Genomic DNA, 18808 nt, shown 5'->3' on the forward strand with positions numbered 1-18808 from the left:
CGGTTAAAAGTTAAACTGTAATCCGGCCATAATGGTACGCGTATTTGGAAAAGCCATATTGTCTGTTCCTTTGTCCCATACATTCGTATTGATAAAATCAGGATCTAAGCCTTTGTATTTCGTAAAAGTCAACAAATTATTTCCCGTCACATAAATACGCACACTGTTGATAAATAACCGCTTTACCAAATCGCTATTAACAGTATAACCCAATTGGAAATTTCTCAACCGAAAATACGACCCATCCTCAAGCCACATGTCGCTATCGCCTTTGGTGTTTCTTGTATCCCCATAAATGATTCTTGGGAAATCGCTATTCGGGTTTTCTTGATAAGGTTCTTGCCCACTTTCAAAACGGATGTAATTTGAATTATCTGAAAACAAACGCCCTTGGCGCATGGCACCATTCAAGACATCATTTCCAAATTGTCCGCTCCAAAGCATGGAGAAATCGAAGTTTTTATAATTTAGACCGACATTAAGCGACAATAAAAAGTCAGGCCAAGGATTTCCTAAAATCTGTCTGTCATTTGGATTGATCTGTCCGTTGTCGTCTGTATCGATGTAACGCATATCGCCAAGTTGAGGGCGTTTTCCATCAATAAAAATGGGTTGGCCAGTAGACGTTAGGTAATTATCAATATCTTGTTGTGTTCTGAATAGTCCGTCTGTTTTGATCAAATAGTATTCTCCCAAAGAACGACCGACTTCACTGCGTGTCTGACCTGTGTAATACACGTCATTTCCGTAACCCAACTCCAAAATTTTATTTCGAACTGTTGTGAAATTCGCACCGATGTTATATCCGAGATCATTGATGTTGTCTCTCCAATTTGCAGAAATCTCAATACCCGTATTTCGTAAACTTGCGACATTTGCTAAGGGCGCACCTCCTTGATTTCCGGTGGTCATCGAGATTTGCATCGCTGCAAGCACATCGCTGGTGGTAGAACGGTAATATTCCCCAACAAGTCTCAGTCGATTATTAAGCATTACCGCATCTACACCGACATTGATCTGTTCTGTTTTTTCCCAGCGCAAATCTTCGTTAACGATTCTTACTTGCGTAGCACCGTTCACAATGGATTGATCCGGACCAAAAATGGTAATGATATTCGGATTGATTGTGCCTAGATAATCCCAGTTTCCAATTGCCGCATTACCCAATTGTCCATAATTCGCACGTATTTTCAAGTCATTTACCCAAGTGCTTTTGAAGAATTTTTCTTTACTGATTCTCCACGCTCCCGAGATGGAATAAAAGTTATCCCAACGATTTGCTTCTGCCAATTTGGATGTACCATCACGTCTAAACGTAGCTGTTGCCAAATAGCGATCGTCGTAATTGTAGTTCGCTCTTCCTAAATAAGAAATCAATCCATATTGACCGATGCTATTCCAGTTCGTTTGATTGGTTTGCCCCGCATTTAAGACCGTAATGTATTCCCCTCCCAAATACGGAAATTTCAAGCGCTGAGCGCCCACATCTTCCCAATACTGTTCTTGATAAGTCATTCCCAATACCGCATCGATGCGATGAAGTCCAAAATCTTTATTGAAGTCAATGGTATTTTCAATCAAATGATTGGCATCCTTAATCCTGTTTTTACTTCCGGTAGCATCTCTGAATTCTTGGTTCATCGACCAGTTACCTTCTTTTCTGAAATAACTGTATTCATCAAAAATATAATCTACACCCGCATTAAGGCGGTATTTCAAGAAATCCGTGATTTTGATTTCTCCCCAAAAATTACCCCTTAATCTGTAGATTTTTGTATTTGCTTGTTCCAGATTTTCTTTCGCAATCGGATTTGTTCCGAACGTACGGGCATTGCTCGCATTTCCATATCCAAAACCTCCTGGATTATTTTCGTTATATACAGGAATGGTTGGTAACATACGGATTACATCAATGTAGGAAGATGTCTGTAGTGGATCTCTATCGGTATGGGCAATACTGATGTTTTCTCCGAAAGAAAAGATACCTTTTTTACCTTCCGTATTTACACGAAATGAGTAGCGTTTGAACGAGTTTCCATACATAATGCCATCGTTGTTATGATAGCCTCCGGATAGATAATAATTTCCGTTTGCACTACCTCCTGAAATTCCGACATTATAATCCTGCACCAAAGCAGTTTTCATGGTCTCTTCTTGCCAATCGGTGTCGTAATCAAGATGATCTTGCAAACCGCCAGTCCATGTGCCATCCTTGATTCCTTCTCGGTAAGCCATGTCGTTGTATTTGATAAATTCCTGAGCGTTCATCAAATCGTATCGAGGCGACCAGTCAAAGGATTCACGGATGTTGACATCAATTTTCGCTGGGCCTTCTTTTCCTTTTTTTGTTGTCACAATGATTACTCCATTTGCTGCTCGCGAGCCATAAATCGCTGCCGCCGAAGCATCTTTTAAAATCTGAACAGATTCTACATCCGCTGGATTAAAATCAACGCCTGCAGAAGTAATTAACCCATCGACAACCCATAAAGGATTGTTATTCGTTAGACTACCGATTCCGCGAATTTCGATTGAGGCATCGCCACCCGCAACGCCGGTATTGCGAACATTCACACCCGTTGCAAGACCTTGCAGCGATTGACCGATTGTCGTAGAACCAGTTTTTGCCATTTCTTTAGGATCGACAACGGAAATAGCGCCTGTCAAATCTTTCTTTTTGACAGATCCATATCCGATGACAACAACTTCATCTAAATCTTCTGTTTTTTCCTGTAAAGTAACGGTAATAGATTGCTGATTTGTTACTGTTATTTCTTGAGTAGTATATCCAATGTTTGAAAAAACAAGGATTGAACTAGCTTGGGCAAGCGTAAGTTCGAATTGTCCGCTATCATCTGTAGCCGTGGAAGTGCTGCTGCCTTTAATAGTCACTGTAATTCCAGAAATTGGAACTCCAGCAGCATTGACAACTTTCCCTCGAATTACATTTTGTGCAGACTCAACTTTTACAACCGAGAAAGTTTCTCTTGCGAATGAAGTATTCACGGAAAGAATGAAACTTAATGGTATGATCAAAAAAGGAATTCTATCGATTACGATATTTTTTCTTTTAAAAGCCATAATTATTGGTTTGTGAGTTTATAATTATTCAGTTAGTTCCGAAAATCGGATTTCGGATATCAAAATTTAAATGGTCGAAAAATCATGAAAATTAAAAATAGCCCAATAGTGAGCACCAGTTACTTACATCATTCATTTTTAGTGGTTTTAAGTTTATAAATCTGATTGCGATGCACAGATGTGTATCACATCTCAAATATCACAATCGTTTTTTCTGATTCGATTATCATTTTGTATCAATAAATTATTATTTTGTATCAAAATCCAAATAAACCATAGGTTAACCATTACCTTAAAAAGATGTCGAGCAAAAAAATTATAAGTCTATTTTTCTTTCTTTCTGTTCAGGTTCTCTTTGCTCAAGAGTACTATTTCAATCAGTATCATGTAGAACAAGGTTTATCCAATAATACCATTCTTTGCAGCATGCAGGACAGCCGTGGATTTATGTGGTTCGGCACAAAAGAGGGCTTAAACCGTTTTGACGGCTATTTTTTCAAAACTTTTCAAAGTGATCCAGAACTGAATAATGGATTGACGACAAACATGATCCGGGATTTGTATGAGGATAAAAACAAGAATATTTGGATCGGAACCGATCAAGGCATTTTTATTTTTAATCCGTTCACCGAAAGTTTCTCCATTTTTTCGGATCAGATTCTTGGAGAAATTCTAGAAATTCAAGGCGATGCTCAGGGAAATATTTGGTTTATTTCAAACCTCACAGCCTATTATTATTCGCTAGAAAACAAAAAAATCACCGAGCTCGAGGTAAACAACAAACATGTTACAGCACTCAGCAATGTCATAAATCAGCAGGTTTTTTTTACGACCACAAATAAAGAAATCCTTCAATTTTCTAAAAGCACACTGATTAGGCGCGACACGCTGGTCGAAAATATCAACAGACATCTTTCAATAGAAAAAGTATATGCGAATGGAAAGGACGAGCTTTTTTTAGGAACAACAAATTCTGGCGTACTGCTGCATAACCTGCAGTCTAAGAAAACGGAAATCTTATTTAGCCACGATAAAAATCACTTTCCGATTTTTGTCCGCGATATCAATCAGCAATCGCCCGATGAATATTGGTTTGCGACAGAATCTGGATTATACATTTACAACCGATCAACGAGCCAAGTGAAGAATATCCAGAAGGAGGAAGATAATCCTTTTGGCATTTCTGATAACGCATTGTACACGATTTGCAAAGACAATAACAACGGAATCTGGATAGGAAGTTACTTCGGAGGAGTCAATTATTACAGTCCGAAGAACGGGTATTTCGAGAAGATTTTTCATCGAAATACGACCAATTCGATTAAAGGTTCAGCTGTCCGAGAGATTACGCAAGATAAAAATGGAGACATTTGGATCGGAACCGAGGATGCCGGTTTGACAAAATGGAACACGAAGAAAAACCAATTCAGCAATTATTATCCTTCGGACAATAACTCAAAATTATCGCATACGAACATTCACGGTTTGCTGGCTGTCGGTGATACGTTATTGGTCGGAACATTCCAGAGTGGCTTGGATTTCCTTTCCATTGGTTCAGATAAAGTCATCAAACATTTTGATTCCGAAGCCCCAAACACGACTTTGCACAGTGATTTTATTTATCACATTTACAGAACTCGAAAGAATAAAATCCTGATTGCGACTGGCCGTGGCTTGTACGAATACTTTCCGAAAACGAGCAAATTTGCCTTGTTAAGCGTCGTGCCAGATTATATTTTTTACACTTCTATTTTTGAAGATTCCAATGAAAATATCTGGTTAGGCACTTGGCGAGATGGCTTGATCAGCTATTCTCAAAAAGACAATTCTTCTAAAGTATATCGACATGAGGCTAATCTTAGTGGCAGCATTAGCAGCAATCGCGTGAACCGAGTATTTGAAGATTCGAAGAAAAACATTTGGGTCGCGACGGATGGTGGCTTATGTCAATTGTTGGCGAATGGACAATTTAAGCGCTTCGGCAAAAAAGATGGGTTTCCAAATAATTTTGCTTTGGCGATGTTGGAAGATGACCAAAAAAACTTATGGATTACGACCTCTAAAGGCTTGGTCAGAATGAGTATCGATACCTATCAAACCCGAACATTTGGCACTGAAAATGGATTACTGACGACTCAATTCAATTACAATTCTGCTTTTAAAGATGCAGAAGGCTATCTGTACTTTGGATCTTCGAAAGGCTTGATTCGTTTTCTTCCTAAAAATTTGAACAGCGCACAATCTTCTATTAAAACACCGCTTTACATCACGGGATTTCAAATTTACAACGAAAGCAGCACTTCGCATGAATCTTCGCCTCAACTCGACAGCTCCATAATTTTTACGGATAAAATCAGTTTAAACCATAATCAATCGTCCTTTAGCATCGATTTTGCCGCGTTAAATTTTTATGCTTCGCAATCCATTGAATACGCTTACAAATTGGAGGGTTTTGATAAGGACTGGACGCAGGTAAAAACAAACCGAAAAGCGTATTTCACAAAAGTTCCGCCAGGAAAATATACTTTCCTCGTTAAAATTGCCGGAAATGAGTTTGGCGAAAATGTAGAAAGACGTATTGAAATAGAAATTCACCCGCCATTTTGGAAAAGCAAATTTGCCTACTTTGTCTATTGCCTTTTAGTGGTTTTAGCAATTTCCTACATTTATAAATCTTATGTCCGCAAAATAAAAGCAAGAAATCGGCAAAAAATCATTCTTATCAATGAGAAGAAAGAAAAGGAATTGCACCGTGCGAAAATCGATTTTTTTACGAACATTACCCATGAAATCAAAACGCCACTGACCTTGATAAAAGCACCGCTGGAACGAGTTATTCAGCGTGTCGGCGAAGACCCAAGTGTGAGCAAATTGCTAAACACGATGGACAACAACACCAATAAACTGGTCGAGCTCACCAATCAATTGCTGGATATCACAAAGCTGGAAGTTCATGGTTTTGGCCTTCATTTCGAACAGAAGAACATCAACCAGATTCTTTCAAACATCATTAGAAATTTTGAACTGCTTGCAGAAGAAAAAGGCATCCGTTTGACATTTAAACAAGAACAGCAAATCGTTGCAGAAATCGACGAAGATTCTTTAGATAAAATATGCACGAACTTAATTTCCAATGCTGTCAAATATGCGCAAAAAGAAGTTACTATTGTGATTAAATTAAATGAAGAAAAGAGCCATTTTATTATTTTAGTAAAAAATGACGGATTGATTATTCCTTATTCGGAGAGGAATAATTTATTTGCTCCGTTTTTTAGATTGAAACAAAATATACATATTCAAGGAACTGGTTTGGGTCTTTCATTGGCGAAATCACTGACCGAATTGCATAATGGTAAATTAGAATTATTGGAAAGTCAGAATCATTTAAATATTTTTTACTTAACCATTCCACTTAAAAAACTAAAATGACAGCTTTATCGAAGCCCACATTAATTATTGCAGACGACAATGAAGAATTATTGCAGTTTTTGACTGATGATCTTTCAGAAAATTTTGAAATTTTAAAAGCAAGAAATGGCAAGCAGGTAATCGAATTGCTTAATGATCATCAGGTTGACCTGATTATCAGTGACATTATGATGCCCGAAATCGATGGTTATGCGCTCTGCGCTGCGCTGAAATCTGATTTAGAACATTCGCATATTCCGATCATTCTATTGACGGCCAAAAATACTTTGGAAGCTAAAATTGAAGGAATTGAAAATGGAGCAGATGCCTACGTCGAAAAACCATTTTCTCCTGAATTTTTGCTTGTGCAAATCAACAGCCTATTAAAGAACCGGCAAAACGTTCGGAATTATTTCTTGAATTCGCCGATTTCACATGTGCTCAGCATTGGTCAAAATACTTCTGACCAAGCTTTTTTGGAAAAACTCGATCAGCTAATCCTAGCAAATATCCAGAATTCGAATTTAAATGTGGATAAGCTGGCTGAACTCCTGCACATGAGCCGGCCTACGCTTTATCGGAAAATCAAATCCATTTCGAATTTATCACCGAACGATTTAATCAATATTACGAGGCTGAAAAAAGCCGCAGCACTTCTATTGGAAACAGATTATAAAATCTATCAAATTTCGGACAGCGTGGGCTACAGCTCTGCCACGCATTTCAACCGTAATTTTCAGAAACAATTTGGAATGACGCCTGTGGAATTTCAGGAAAAATCGAAATCGAATTAACCCTTAACCAACTCGAAAATGGTGATTTCAGGTAGAATACCCACACGTCCCGGATATCCAAGAAAACCGTATCCAGTGTTGACATATAGTTTTTGATCTCCTTCTTCATACAATCCAGCCCATTCCTTATAGATAAATTTAGCTGGACTCCATTGAAAATTCTCACCACGAACCCCGAATTGCATTCCATGCGTGTGGCCTGCGAACATCACATCCACATCCGTAGCTAAGACTTGTTCGCGCCAGTGGGTCGGGTCGTGCGACAATAATAATTTCACAGACTGATCTTCTGTACCAACTAGGGCCTTCTTCAAATCGCCTTTTTTAGGAAAGCGGCCTGCGCCCCAGTTTTGTACACCAACAATCGCCAACTCTTCATTGTTAACTTTTAAAATGCGATTTTCATCCATTAACAAATCCCAGCCCATGGCTTTGTGGGTTTTTATGAGATCTTCCAAGTTTTTGCGTTTCTCGGGCGAATCTGTTGCACCGTAGTAATAATCGCCATAATCATGATTCCCCAAAGTCGAATAAACACCCAATGGCGCATTCACTTTCGCAAAAATATCTTGGTAATCATACATTTCGCTAGCCACATTATTGACTAAGTCACCGGTGAAAAAAATTACATCTGGCTTTTCGGCTAATAACATTTCAACACCTCCCAAAACGGCTTTGTGGTTGTAAAATGAACCTGAATGCACATCGGAAATCTGACCAATCGTCATTCCATGAAACGAAGATGGAAGATTAGGCAAGATTAATTTCTGGCGGCGGATACGGTAATCATATGCGCTTGAAATAACGCCCCAAGCCAATGGCAATAAGGGCAAAGAAGCTACAACAACTCCAGACCGCAATAAAAATTCAGAACGGGAAATCCCTTTTTTGGGCACTTCAGGAAGTGGCGCTTCCAATTCTTCAATATGTTCTTCGATGGTTTCGACTTCTTTTTTAGGTTTAAATAAACGCGAAACCCAAATGCCGCCCCGGCGGACATCATCGATCAATAAAATAATGACGTAAATAAATTTACAGACCGCCGTCATGAAAAAGGCAACGAGAATGACCGAACGGATAATTAATGGAATATCAAATTTTGCTGAAATAAATAAACCCACCAGCAAGGAAATAGAGTATCCCCACCAGATAAAGGTGAACCATTTTGTTTTTACGAACTGGATTTTTGTAGCGCGGAGCGCGAAAAAAATATAAAAATCTAGTAAAAAAAGCAGTATTGCATTAATTATCAACATAGTATTAACTTTCGTTTAAAGCCATTAATTTTAACGACTGAATCCATTTTGGGTTATCATTTAAACTCTCGACCATGTGTACTTCTTCTCCGCCATATCCTTTGAATTCATGTGCGTATTCCACTTGAATTTCGTCCAACGTTTCGATACAATCCGAAACAAAAGCGGGGCTAAAAATCAGCAGTTTTTTCTTGCCTTTGTTAGCCAAATCCAAAAGCGCATCTGACGTATAAGGCTGAATCCAAGGAGTTTTACCCAATCTCGATTGGAAACAAACAGAATAAGAATCTTCCTTCAAATTCAGCTTATTGGCAATGGCTCGTGTCGTTGCGTAGCATTGTGATAAATAACAATATTTATTGACCGTTTGTTTACACGAATCGCATCCATTTTCAGGACATTGCAAAGCACCGCTCGAATCTACTTTCCCCAATTGCCTAACTGGCAATCCATGATAACTAAATAAAATATGGTCAAAGCTTTCGATTGAATGGCGTCGCGCATTATCTGCAAATGTCTCGACCATCAACGGATCTTCGCAATAGTTGCTCACGAAACTTACTTCAGGTATATATTGCCAGTTACTCATGATCTTCATTACCTTATCAATTACCGAACCAGTTGTGGCTGAAGCATATTGAGGAAACAAAGGTATTACACGGATTGAATCCAGGAGCATGGATTCCATGTTTTTCAGGGCAGATTCCAAGGATGGATTTTGATAGCGCATCGCCAATTCGACATGGTATTCACCTCCAAGTTCTTCCTGTAAAAGTTTTTGCTGAATCAGGCTGTAATGCATTAACGGAGAACCTGTTTGCTCATCCCAAATCGTCTTATAAATCGCCGCAGATTTCGACGCTCTAAATGGCGCGATTATGCCTTTAACGAGTAATGTACGGTTGAAATAGGGAATATCGATTACCCGTCCATCCATTAAGAATTCGGTCAGGTAACGGCGAACATCACTGGTATTGGGGGAATCAGGCGTGCCTAATTGAACCAATAATATTCCTTTTGAAGGCTTATTCTGCATAGTTTGCAAAGATAAGTTTTATGAAATTGTTGCTAATTGTTTGCTGTTGAATGTGATATTATTATGACTTGTTAGAAGGATTCTAATGCCAATTTGACATCTTGCATCAGCCACATCGGAGTTGAAGTCGCGCCACAGATTCCTACGGTTTCGTTTTCAGAAAATAAATCAACATCCAGTTCAGCAACGTCTGACACAAAATAGCTGTTTGGATTTGCAGCTCGGCATACGTCATACAATACCCGTCCATTGGATGATTTCTTTCCAGAGACAAAAACGATTTTATCATATTGCTTCGCAAAATCACCTAAATCTTCATATCGATTCGAAACCTGACGGCAGATGGTATCATTCGCTTTCACTTCGTAGCCGCGTTTAATCAATTCATCTTTAATTGCATAAAACTTGTCTACGCTTTTTGTCGTCTGGCTGTATAAAGTAAAACTTGAAGGCAACTCAGCAACGTCCAATTCGTCGATATCCTGAAAAACCAGCGCTTCATTTTTTGTTTGGCCTTGCAAACCAATTACTTCTGCATGGCCATGCTTTCCGAAAATCAGGATTTTCTCGTCATTGTCATACGATGTCTTGATTCTATTCTGCAATTTCAAAACAACCGGACAAGAAGCATCAATCAAGGTAATGTTATTTTCTAAAGCAATTTTGTAGGTTTCGGGAGCTTCACCATGCGCACGGATCAATACTTTTTCGTTTTTTAACGAGGGCAGCGCATCATGGTTGATAATCCGCAATCCGCGTGCTTTCAGACGAGCTACTTCTTCATCATTGTGAACAATATCGCCCAAACAATATAAATAGCCGTCTTCATCTAAAATTTCTTCGGCCATATCAATTGCATACACAACCCCGAAACAGAATCCGGAATCTTTATCAATGGTAACTTGTAGGTTTTTAGACATTACACAAAGTTACGCTTTAATTTAAAAGGAGAAAGTAAAAAATAAACAGGAATTGTGGGGAGTTTATGAATCATCAATTTATTCCTAACTTTAAAGTAAACAAAATTTTTAAAAATCCCTTTCCATGCACAGGTACAAAATTCATTTACATCAAGAACCCGAAGGTGGTTTTACTGTTTCTGTTCCGACCTTGCCAGGTTGCATAACCTACGGTGAGAATATTGATGAAGCGATTTCAATGGCTAAAGAGGCTATTGAATTATATATTGAAGAATTGCAAGATAGGGGTGAAAAAATTCCAGCGGGGGACAGTTTAGCCGATTCTTGAACGCGGATGAAATAATGATAATCAATTACATCGATCGGTCAATCCCCCTTTAAATACTCTTCGGACGTTTTGCCAATCTAAAATTCCACATCTTATAAAATAATTTAATATCAATGCTTTTTTTCTAAATTTGCATTCTAATAATTATATAATGGCAACTAATAGAACATTTACGATGATTAAACCAGATGCAGTTGCAAATGGTCACATCGGAGCAATCTTAAACGACATCATCGCGGACGGATTTAAAATCGTGGCAATGAAATATATTCAGCTTTCTAACGAATCTGCTGGAGCATTTTACGCAGTACACAAAGAAAGACCTTTTTACGGAGAATTGGTTTCTTTTATGACTTCTGGTCCAATCGTAGCAGCTATTTTAGAAAAAGAAAATGCAGTGGAAGATTTCCGTAAAATTATCGGAGCTACAAATCCTGCTGAAGCGGCTGAAGGAACGATCCGTAGCAAATACGCAAAATCAATTGAAGCAAACGCGGTTCACGGATCGGATTCAGATGAAAACGCAGCAATCGAAGGTAATTTCTTCTTCTCTCAATTCGAGCGCTTTTAAGAGAAACATATTTTAACAAAAAAGCGATGAATCAATTCATCGCTTTTTTTGTTATTCGAAACCGCGCTTCGCTAAATATTCATTTTCCTTCGCTGTCATCAACTCTTTATCCTTTTTATTCTTGTCCCCAAAACCACAAAGATGAAGCACGCCATGGATAATAACCCGATGCAGTTCAGCGGTTTCAGTAACACCAAATTTCAACGCATTTTCGCGAGTCCGTTCAACAGAGATAAAAATATCACCTGCAATCACTTCTTCTTCTTCCGAAGAATCGAATGTGACAATATCTGTAAACGTATCATGGTTTAAGTATTGCTGGTTGATTTCCAGTAAGTACGCATCCGAACAAAAAATAAAATTGAGTTCTGAAACTCTTTTAAACCCTTCGCTTTTAATCGTTTCGAAAATCCAAGAGCGGACTTTCTGTTTGTTTTTTAATGTAAATTCCAATCCTTCGTTGAAGAATAAAATATCTTTTAATGCCATTTATTTTGATTCTAGGTAGGTCTGTAAAATGATAGTCGCCGATATGGTATCCACCAATCCTTTTTCTTGGCGTTTAGATTTCTTTTTGCCGCTTAATGCAATCGCAGCCGATGCCATCTTGGAAGTGAACCGCTCATCTATCTCGACAACGGAGATGGATGGATAGGTTTTTTTTAACTTTCGCACAAAGCCCACAACATGCTGCGCAGATTCTGAAGCCGTTCCATCCAATTGCAAAGGCTTTCCTACAACAAATGTTTCCACGCTTTCAGTCTGCATGTATTTCGTTAAATAGTCCCAAACCTCTTCGGGATGAACAGTGCCTAATGCCGTCGCAATAATCTGCATGGGGTCAGTCACCGCTAAACCAATTCGCTTGGTTCCATAATCAAAAGCCATGATGCGCATAGAAAAAATTAAAAAGTAAAAAATCAAAAGTAAAAAGTAAAAAATCAGAAACCAAAATTATTAAATGAAAAAGGCACCAATCCAATTAATTGTACGTTAAAAAAGCGTACATTTGCTTTAATCAAATAAGTTTTATGGGAACGAATAGTAATGATAGAATTGATGTTCGAATCAGTAAAGAACAAAAAGAACTTGTTAAATATGCTTCTTCGTTAAGCGGATTTAAAAATCTTTCTGAATTCATTGTTTTCTGTATTAACAAAGAATCAAAGAAAATAATTAAAGAAAACAACGAAATCCTAAAATCGCTGGAGGATAAAAAGATTTTTGTGAATGCTATTTTAAATCCGGCAGAGCCGAATGAAAAATTAAAAGAAGCACATAAAAAATTTAATGATTTTATCGATGAGCAAAATGAAAATAGAAGCTCTAAATAAATCACATGATAAAAAAGACTTTTGCTGTGGCAAGTCCCTACTCGATAATTACATTAGAAGTCAGGCTAGCCAAGATGTCAAAAGACAGCTGTCAACCTGCACTGTATTACTAGATGAAAACAGAGTTGTTGGCTATTTTACATTATCAAGCAGTTCCATAGAAAAGGATTCTTTACCAACTAATTTATCGAAAAACTTTCCTCCTGCCTATACTGAATTACCTTGCATACTATTAGGAAGATTAGCAATCGACAAAGCGTATAGAGGAAAAGGTCTGGGCGGTATGCTCTTAGTTTATGCTTTAAAAAAATCCCTCGAAATTTCGAGTCAAATTGGAGTCTTATGCGTAATTGTTGATCCTATTGACGAAGAAGCAGAACATTTTTATCGGGCTTACGGATTTATCTTATTGCCAACATCAGGCAAAATGATGATTTCCATAAAAACAATTGAGGGTTTATAGTGGTTGGTTTTAGTTAAGTTCTTCGCAATCCGTAAAAATCTATAACTTTGGTAGATAAAAACAGTAAAATGATTAGACCGCATTTGATTTTAATTTGTGTGCTTCCTTTTTTAAGTATGGCGCAAGATTATTCGAAAGAAATAGAAGCTTATCGACAAAAAAAAGCGCTGGATTTTAGCAAGAATTCATTTGGCCCTTTGAGAGCGGAGAATGTAAGCTATCTTGCCTATTATGCTCCAGACGAAAATTATAAAGTGCAGGCGAAAGTTGAGATTTTAGAAAATGAAGTTTCATTTCGAATGCCAACCTATGACGGAACTAGCAATGAATATATCCGATATGCTTTATTGCATTTCGAGTTGAACGGACAGCCACACACCTTAACAGCTTACCAATCCGTTTCCCTGTTTCAGAATCCAGCCTACATCACGCATTTATTCCTTCCATTCTTAGATGAAACGAATGCGAATGAAACCTATGCCGGTGGACGTTACATCGATTTGGACAGCAAAAACATTAGTAACAACACCGTTCAAATAGATTTTAACACTTCGTATAATCCCTATTGTGCGTATAGCTCTGGATATCGGTGTCCGCAGCCTCCACAAGAAAATACTTTACAAACTCGTATTTTAGCTGGAGAAAAAAGTTATTTAGGACCAAAAAATGATCGCATAGTGGATACAGAAAAAGCAAGCACCTTTTCAGATAGAGAAAAAGAGATTATTTTGAATGGCAATGCAACAGATATATTGCATGTGTACTTGGTTACCGATGAAGAAGAAAATGCGGTATTAACGACTCCTTCTCAAGATATTAAACCAAATGACCCTTTGTTAAAAGTGTTAGCTGCCCGAATGCTTAAAACTGTTCAGGATCCAAAAACTAAAGGAGTAGGAATTGCTGCGCCTCAAGTTGGCATCAACAAAAATGCGATTTGGGTTCAACGATTTGATAAAGCGAACCAGCCGTTCGAGTTTTTTATCAACCCTAAAATCATTTGGCGCTCAGCCTTAACTCGAAAAGGCGCTGAAGGATGCCTTTCCATTCCAGACAGAAAAGAAGATGTGTTGAGAAATTATGCCATTCGATTACAATATTGGACGAAGGACGGCAAAGTGGAAGAAGAAAACATTGAAGGATTTACAGCGGTTATACTACAGCATGAAGTAGATCATTTGTATGGGATTTTATATCCAGACCGATTAGTCGAGCAGGAAGGAAAAGAGTACTTGCCTTTAAATGAAAAATTAAATTTCTCAGTTCCTAAAGGATCTCTAATGCCGTAGGCTAATTCAAAAGTAAAAATTCAAAATTAAAAAACATGGTTAATTTCAAGCTTCAATGAGCATTCTTGCTAGTTATGCCTTACTAAAAAGTTAGCAGTTTTCTTTCATCCAGCTATAAAAGTCTTCCACTTGAATTCCCATCGTTCGAAGATTTGTTTTAATATGCATGGGCGGAATCTCCTTTTTTGAACCTCTAAAAATAATTGGCTGTAGACAATTTGGGCATTTCCATTTGTGATGAGAGCCCTCAGTAGATTTATAAATGCAATTGCAATGTTCTAAAAATTTCTCCCAACATTTTACCTTAACAGGTCTAAAATGCTTGTTCATTGGCTAAATTTCTATTAAAGACTCTTCAATCACTGTATTTGATGGAAGATCAAAATCTTCTAAAATATCAATTCCAGTTAGGTTAGAAATTTTGCTTAGTGAGTTTTTGAGACGAGCATTTCTTATCCATCCCAACTCTTCCAAGGCTTCATAAACATAAGCTTCATTCTCTTCAAAAATAGAATCAATAAACGAGGTGAAAACATGATTTTTCATCATATCGTTTGCCTCATCAAGAGTATCTCCATAAGCGGACAATTCTAAGGAAGGAATGTAGAGCATGGTTTCGCCACCTTCTAGAAAATTAAACGCTTTTAGCTTGCCATTCAGTTGTCGTTTGGAAAAATCTAAGTTAAGAATCTCTTTCGCCGGACTATCTACTGCTGACAAATCGAATTGCTTTTCCATTTTTATATTTTATAACCAATTTAAATGAAAAAAATCAACTTAACAAATTGTAAAACATACTATAAAATCATTAGCAATGGCGAAAATCCCTCAGAACGAAGAATACACACATAATGATAAAATGACGACTTCTATCTCTTTACAACTTTGATTTCAAACAATTTGTTCCAGCGCTTTCCTGTAACAAAAAATCGCTTGTCTTTGTGGTCGTAAGCAATTCCGTTTAGTTCGTTTTCGTGCGCTAGGCGTTTTGGGTTTTTATATAGGCCTACCAAGTTGATATTGCCTTCGACAGCACCGTTTTCAGGATTGATAATGACGAGTACATCCTTTTGGTAAATATTCGCATACACTTTTCCGTCGATGAATTCCAATTCATTGATGCTGTCAACCTCGCCATTCTCATCGAATACTGCGATTGAACCTGTTTCTTTAAACGTTATAGGATCAAGAAAATACAGTTTATTGGAACCATCAGATTTAATAAGGCGTGTTCCGTCGTAACAGATCCCCCAGCCTTCTTTACTATTCTGATATTCAAATGTTTGCTCCTTTGCAAAAGTAGCTTTATTAAAAACGAATCCAACATTTTCCCTCCAAGTCAACACGATGATTTTATCTCCGATAATCGTCATTCCTTCTCCAAAATATTCATCGCCCAAATCTGCTTTTTGAACAACTTTGCCCGTATTAACTTCTACCTTTCTCAACGTTGATTCACCTTTTTGTCCAGTTGTTTCATACAGAAAACCATTGCTAAACTCCAATCCTTGTGTAAATGCACTTGTGTCATGCGGAAATTCGTTAACTAATTCGAAGCTGTATTGCGTTGCGGCTTCAGGCAAAATCACAATATTGGAATAGGCAATATTTTCTTTGCCATTCGCATACAATTTAGCCGTCAACGAACGGTTCCCCAAAGCATAGGATTTGCTGTCTAGATTGAACGTTGAAGTATCGCTTTTTCGCTCAATAACCTGACCATCAACTGCATAAACAACAGAGTCAAATGAGGTATCGGGAAAATTTAATTTTACTGGAATAGTTTGTCCAAAAACAACCGTTGCTCCATCTTTAGGTGAAACAAAATCAAATTTCTTCTGCGTTTTACAGCCTAAAACAAATAATATCAGTAAAGTCGAGGCTCCTAGTAATTGCTTTATTTTCATATTTTCTTATCAAAGAATAGTTTAATTGCTCCAAAAAGCATCTTTAATTAATTCAATCTCCACGCTATCTTTATGGAGTATGGATACAATGTCAAATCTGATTTCCCCTTCGTAGCCTGACAAAAATAAATATTCATCCGCTGCGCGGATCAATGCATATTGTTTTGCCCGATCGACAAATTCAAATGGGTCACCATAATCATTGCTTTTCCTTGTTTTCACTTCCACAAAGACCAAAGTGTCGTTATCTTTTGCAATAATATCAATTTCTAAATTCTTAAACCGCCAATTGCTTGTAATAATTTCATAGCCCATTTCCTTCAGAAATTCCAAAGCTCGTTTTTCACCAAAAGCTCCTTGTTCCAAATGAGTTGCCATGCGCTCAATTTATTTCACAATCGTATTGCCCAGCAGGTTTCCCAATAATTGCTCGGCTTCCTTTAATTTTTGATATTTCGACAGAACAATAATCAAATCATCTTCATTTAATTCTGTCTTCAATTCTTCACGAATTTTAAACATCTGCGCTTCGATTTTTCGCTTTTTAATGCGGTAAATCGCTTGATGAACGAGCTCCTTTAGATTTTCTTTTTCTTCGGGAACATAAATTTTTCGCTTATCATCATTCCAATTTATGCTTAACTCATACGGAGATGAAACTAAGGAAATGGCCAATTCAGCAATTTCTCTATCCTGATGTGTGAAGAATAATTTTGCCTCCGGCAATTCGAAACGCGACACAAAATCTTTATAAATTGCAATAATCTTATCCGTCGCCTGATCTTCATAAGTTACATCGCCCAAGTTTGCGAGTAAATAAGCCGCAATGGGCATTTCACTTTCCGCTTCCCAATTCACAGATTCTTCGGCATAATTCAACAAAATGCGAGCAAGTTCGCGTTCTTGAAGAATTTCTGCATTGATTGTTACGCTAGCGGTCGATGGTGAACCCGTGATTTCATCGTCATTCAAAAACAAATCGGCAGGAGGCATATCGCGCTCCGCAGAAAGTTCTGCTTGCCGCTGTGACTCTTTCTTTTCGCGATCTTTTGATTTTCCGATCCTGATTTTATTCAATTCAGAAAGGAGAACACGCTCCTCAATATCCAACAAACCGCTACATTGTCGGATATAAACCGAGACTTTAATCTCGTCAGGAATTAAAGCGATACTCTGAACGACTTCGCGGATAACTTCAGCACGTTTGATCGGATCGTTCTTGGCATCTTTTAACAGGATATTGGTTTTGTAGAATACAAAATCTTCCTGATGCTCCGCAATGTAATTTTTGAATGCATCCGAACCATATTTCTGTACGTACGAATCGGGGTCATTCCCGTCAGGGAAAAGAAGCACTTTTACATTCAATCCTTCTTCCAGCAACATATCCGTTCCGCGCAACGAAGCCTTGATTCCCGCAGCATCGCCATCATATAGAATGACAATATTCTTGGTGTACCTAGATATTAATTTTATTTGACCGGTGGTCAATGACGTTCCAGAAGACGAAACCACATTCTCCACGCCAGCCTGATGCATACTGATTACGTCGGCATAACCTTCGACCAAATAACAGCTGTCATTGTCTAAAATCGGTTTCTTTGCAAAATTTAATCCATAAAGAACATCTGATTTATGGTAAATTTCGCTTTCGGGCGAATTGACATACTTGGGAACAGACTTTTCCGTCTTTAGGGTTCTACCTCCAAAACCAATAATCCGACCTGTTAAATTATGGATCGGAAAGATAACGCGCGCACGAAAGCGGTCGTAAAATGACTTGTCATCACGCTCGATCGACAGTCCGATTTCTTTCAGGTATTCTGAATTAAAACCTTCTTTGATAGCCGTATCGGTCATCGCCGTCCATTGGTCGGGCGAATATCCCAAATCAAATTTCTTGATGATGTCTTCCCGATAACCGCGCTCTTTAAAATACGCTAGACCAATTGCTTTTCCGGTATCCGAATTCCATAATTGGTCCTTAAAATATTTTCCAGCCCATTGGCTTAGCGCGAATAAGCTCTCTCGCTTATCTTGTTTGGCCATTTGATCCGGAGAGCGTTCGACTTCGTCTATTTCAATGTGGTATTTATTAGCGAGGTAACGAATGGCTTCTGGATAAGAATATTTCTCCAGATCCATCACAAAATTCAGCGCATCGCCACCCACGCCACATCCGAAGCATTTGTAAATGCCTTTGGCTACCGAAACGTGAAATGAAGGCGTTTTTTCATTGTGGAAAGGGCAATTCCCGATTAATGAAGTTCCTCGTTTTTTGAGTTCCACAAAATCACCCACCACTTCCTCAATCCGAACGGTATCTAAAACTTTGTCTATGGATTCTTTTTTAATCAATGGAATTTTATTTATTGGTAAAAATACTAAGTTAATTCTTTAAAATCGAAATCGTAAAAAGGA

At 37.9% G+C, this 18808-nt stretch carries 17 protein-coding genes; 7 read left to right on the plus strand and 10 right to left on the minus strand.

Annotation, left to right across the window (positions count from 1 at the left end):
* Positions 1–3: 3 nt before the first annotated feature.
* Positions 4–3081, minus strand: a complete 3078-nt coding sequence (locus C4F49_RS02430) for a SusC/RagA family TonB-linked outer membrane protein (RefSeq protein ID WP_196934267.1) — start codon at positions 3079–3081, stop codon at positions 4–6.
* 300 nt (positions 3082–3381) lie between these two features.
* Between C4F49_RS02430 and C4F49_RS02435 the strand changes: the two genes are divergently transcribed.
* Both C4F49_RS02435 and C4F49_RS02440 read left to right on the plus strand, forming a co-directional pair.
* Positions 3382–6510 carry a ligand-binding sensor domain-containing protein gene (locus C4F49_RS02435; RefSeq protein WP_196934268.1) on the plus strand — a complete coding sequence of 1043 codons (3129 nt, stop codon included), beginning with the start codon at positions 3382–3384 and terminating at the stop codon, positions 6508–6510.
* Complete coding sequence (locus C4F49_RS02440) at positions 6507–7283, plus strand: response regulator (protein WP_196934269.1); 777 nt, start codon at positions 6507–6509, stop codon at positions 7281–7283. Before C4F49_RS02435 ends, C4F49_RS02440 begins: the two co-directional genes overlap by 4 nt.
* Here the strand turns inward: C4F49_RS02440 and C4F49_RS02445 are convergent.
* From C4F49_RS02445 to C4F49_RS02455, 3 genes are all read right to left on the minus strand, one after another.
* The gene (locus C4F49_RS02445; protein ID WP_196934270.1) at positions 7280–8539 is read right to left on the minus strand and encodes a metallophosphoesterase; all 1260 of its coding nucleotides are present in this window, start codon (positions 8537–8539) and stop codon (positions 7280–7282) included. The genes C4F49_RS02440 and C4F49_RS02445 overlap by 4 nt on opposite strands.
* 4 nt (positions 8540–8543) lie before the next feature.
* A complete protein-coding gene (gene hemH / locus C4F49_RS02450; protein ID WP_196934271.1) occupies positions 8544–9575 on the minus strand; it encodes a ferrochelatase in 1032 nt (343 codons plus the stop codon).
* A gap of 71 nt (positions 9576–9646) precedes the next feature.
* Positions 9647–10495: a 4-hydroxy-3-methylbut-2-enyl diphosphate reductase gene (locus C4F49_RS02455; protein WP_196934272.1), complete on the minus strand. Its 849-nt coding sequence runs from the start codon at positions 10493–10495 to the stop codon at positions 9647–9649.
* A 124-nt stretch (positions 10496–10619) separates the two neighbouring features.
* On the opposite strand from C4F49_RS02455, the gene C4F49_RS02460 reads away from it, so the two are divergent.
* Both C4F49_RS02460 and C4F49_RS02465 read left to right on the plus strand, forming a co-directional pair.
* Positions 10620–10823: a type II toxin-antitoxin system HicB family antitoxin gene (locus C4F49_RS02460; protein ID WP_196934273.1), complete on the plus strand. Its 204-nt coding sequence runs from the start codon at positions 10620–10622 to the stop codon at positions 10821–10823.
* Between the two features lie 151 nt (positions 10824–10974).
* Entirely contained in the window at positions 10975–11394 is a 420-nt protein-coding gene (locus C4F49_RS02465) for a nucleoside-diphosphate kinase (RefSeq protein WP_196934274.1), read from the plus strand.
* Positions 11395–11445: 51 nt separating this feature from the next.
* Here the strand turns inward: C4F49_RS02465 and ybeY are convergent, their stop codons facing one another.
* Both ybeY and ruvX read right to left on the minus strand, forming a co-directional pair.
* On the minus strand, positions 11446–11883 hold the full coding sequence (ybeY, locus tag C4F49_RS02470; protein ID WP_196934275.1) for an rRNA maturation RNase YbeY: 438 nt from the start codon (positions 11881–11883) through the stop codon (positions 11446–11448).
* The gene (gene ruvX / locus C4F49_RS02475) at positions 11884–12291 is read right to left on the minus strand and encodes a Holliday junction resolvase RuvX (RefSeq protein WP_196934276.1); all 408 of its coding nucleotides are present in this window, start codon (positions 12289–12291) and stop codon (positions 11884–11886) included.
* A 134-nt stretch (positions 12292–12425) separates the two neighbouring features.
* On the opposite strand from ruvX, the gene C4F49_RS02480 reads away from it, so the two are divergent.
* From C4F49_RS02480 to def, 3 genes are all read left to right on the plus strand, one after another.
* Positions 12426–12728 (plus strand): type II toxin-antitoxin system TacA family antitoxin, encoded by a 303-nt coding sequence (locus C4F49_RS02480; RefSeq protein ID WP_196934277.1) that lies wholly within the window; start codon positions 12426–12428, stop codon positions 12726–12728.
* Complete coding sequence (locus tag C4F49_RS02485) at positions 12706–13191, plus strand: GNAT family N-acetyltransferase (RefSeq protein WP_196934278.1); 486 nt, start codon at positions 12706–12708, stop codon at positions 13189–13191. The genes C4F49_RS02480 and C4F49_RS02485 overlap by 23 nt, the downstream gene beginning before the upstream one ends.
* Before the next feature lie 68 nt (positions 13192–13259).
* The gene (gene def / locus C4F49_RS02490) at positions 13260–14480 is read left to right on the plus strand and encodes a peptide deformylase (protein WP_196934279.1); all 1221 of its coding nucleotides are present in this window, start codon (positions 13260–13262) and stop codon (positions 14478–14480) included.
* Between the two features lie 333 nt (positions 14481–14813).
* On the opposite strand, the gene C4F49_RS02495 is transcribed toward def, so the two are convergent.
* The 4 genes from C4F49_RS02495 to dnaG form a co-directional block, all read right to left on the minus strand.
* Positions 14814–15218, minus strand: a complete 405-nt coding sequence (locus C4F49_RS02495) for a hypothetical protein (RefSeq protein ID WP_196934280.1) — start codon at positions 15216–15218, stop codon at positions 14814–14816.
* Between the two features lie 131 nt (positions 15219–15349).
* Positions 15350–16387 carry a glutaminyl-peptide cyclotransferase gene (locus C4F49_RS02500; RefSeq protein WP_231388180.1) on the minus strand — a complete coding sequence of 346 codons (1038 nt, stop codon included), beginning with the start codon at positions 16385–16387 and terminating at the stop codon, positions 15350–15352.
* Positions 16388–16408: 21 nt separating this feature from the next.
* Positions 16409–16765: a YraN family protein gene (locus tag C4F49_RS02505; RefSeq protein WP_196934281.1), complete on the minus strand. Its 357-nt coding sequence runs from the start codon at positions 16763–16765 to the stop codon at positions 16409–16411.
* Between the two features lie 9 nt (positions 16766–16774).
* The gene (dnaG, locus tag C4F49_RS02510) at positions 16775–18745 is read right to left on the minus strand and encodes a DNA primase (protein ID WP_196934282.1); all 1971 of its coding nucleotides are present in this window, start codon (positions 18743–18745) and stop codon (positions 16775–16777) included.
* Positions 18746–18808 lie beyond the last annotated feature (63 nt).

The sequence above is a fragment of the Sphingobacterium hungaricum genome, assembly GCF_015210005.1.
Lineage (GTDB): Bacteria > Bacteroidota > Bacteroidia > Sphingobacteriales > Sphingobacteriaceae > Sphingobacterium > Sphingobacterium hungaricum.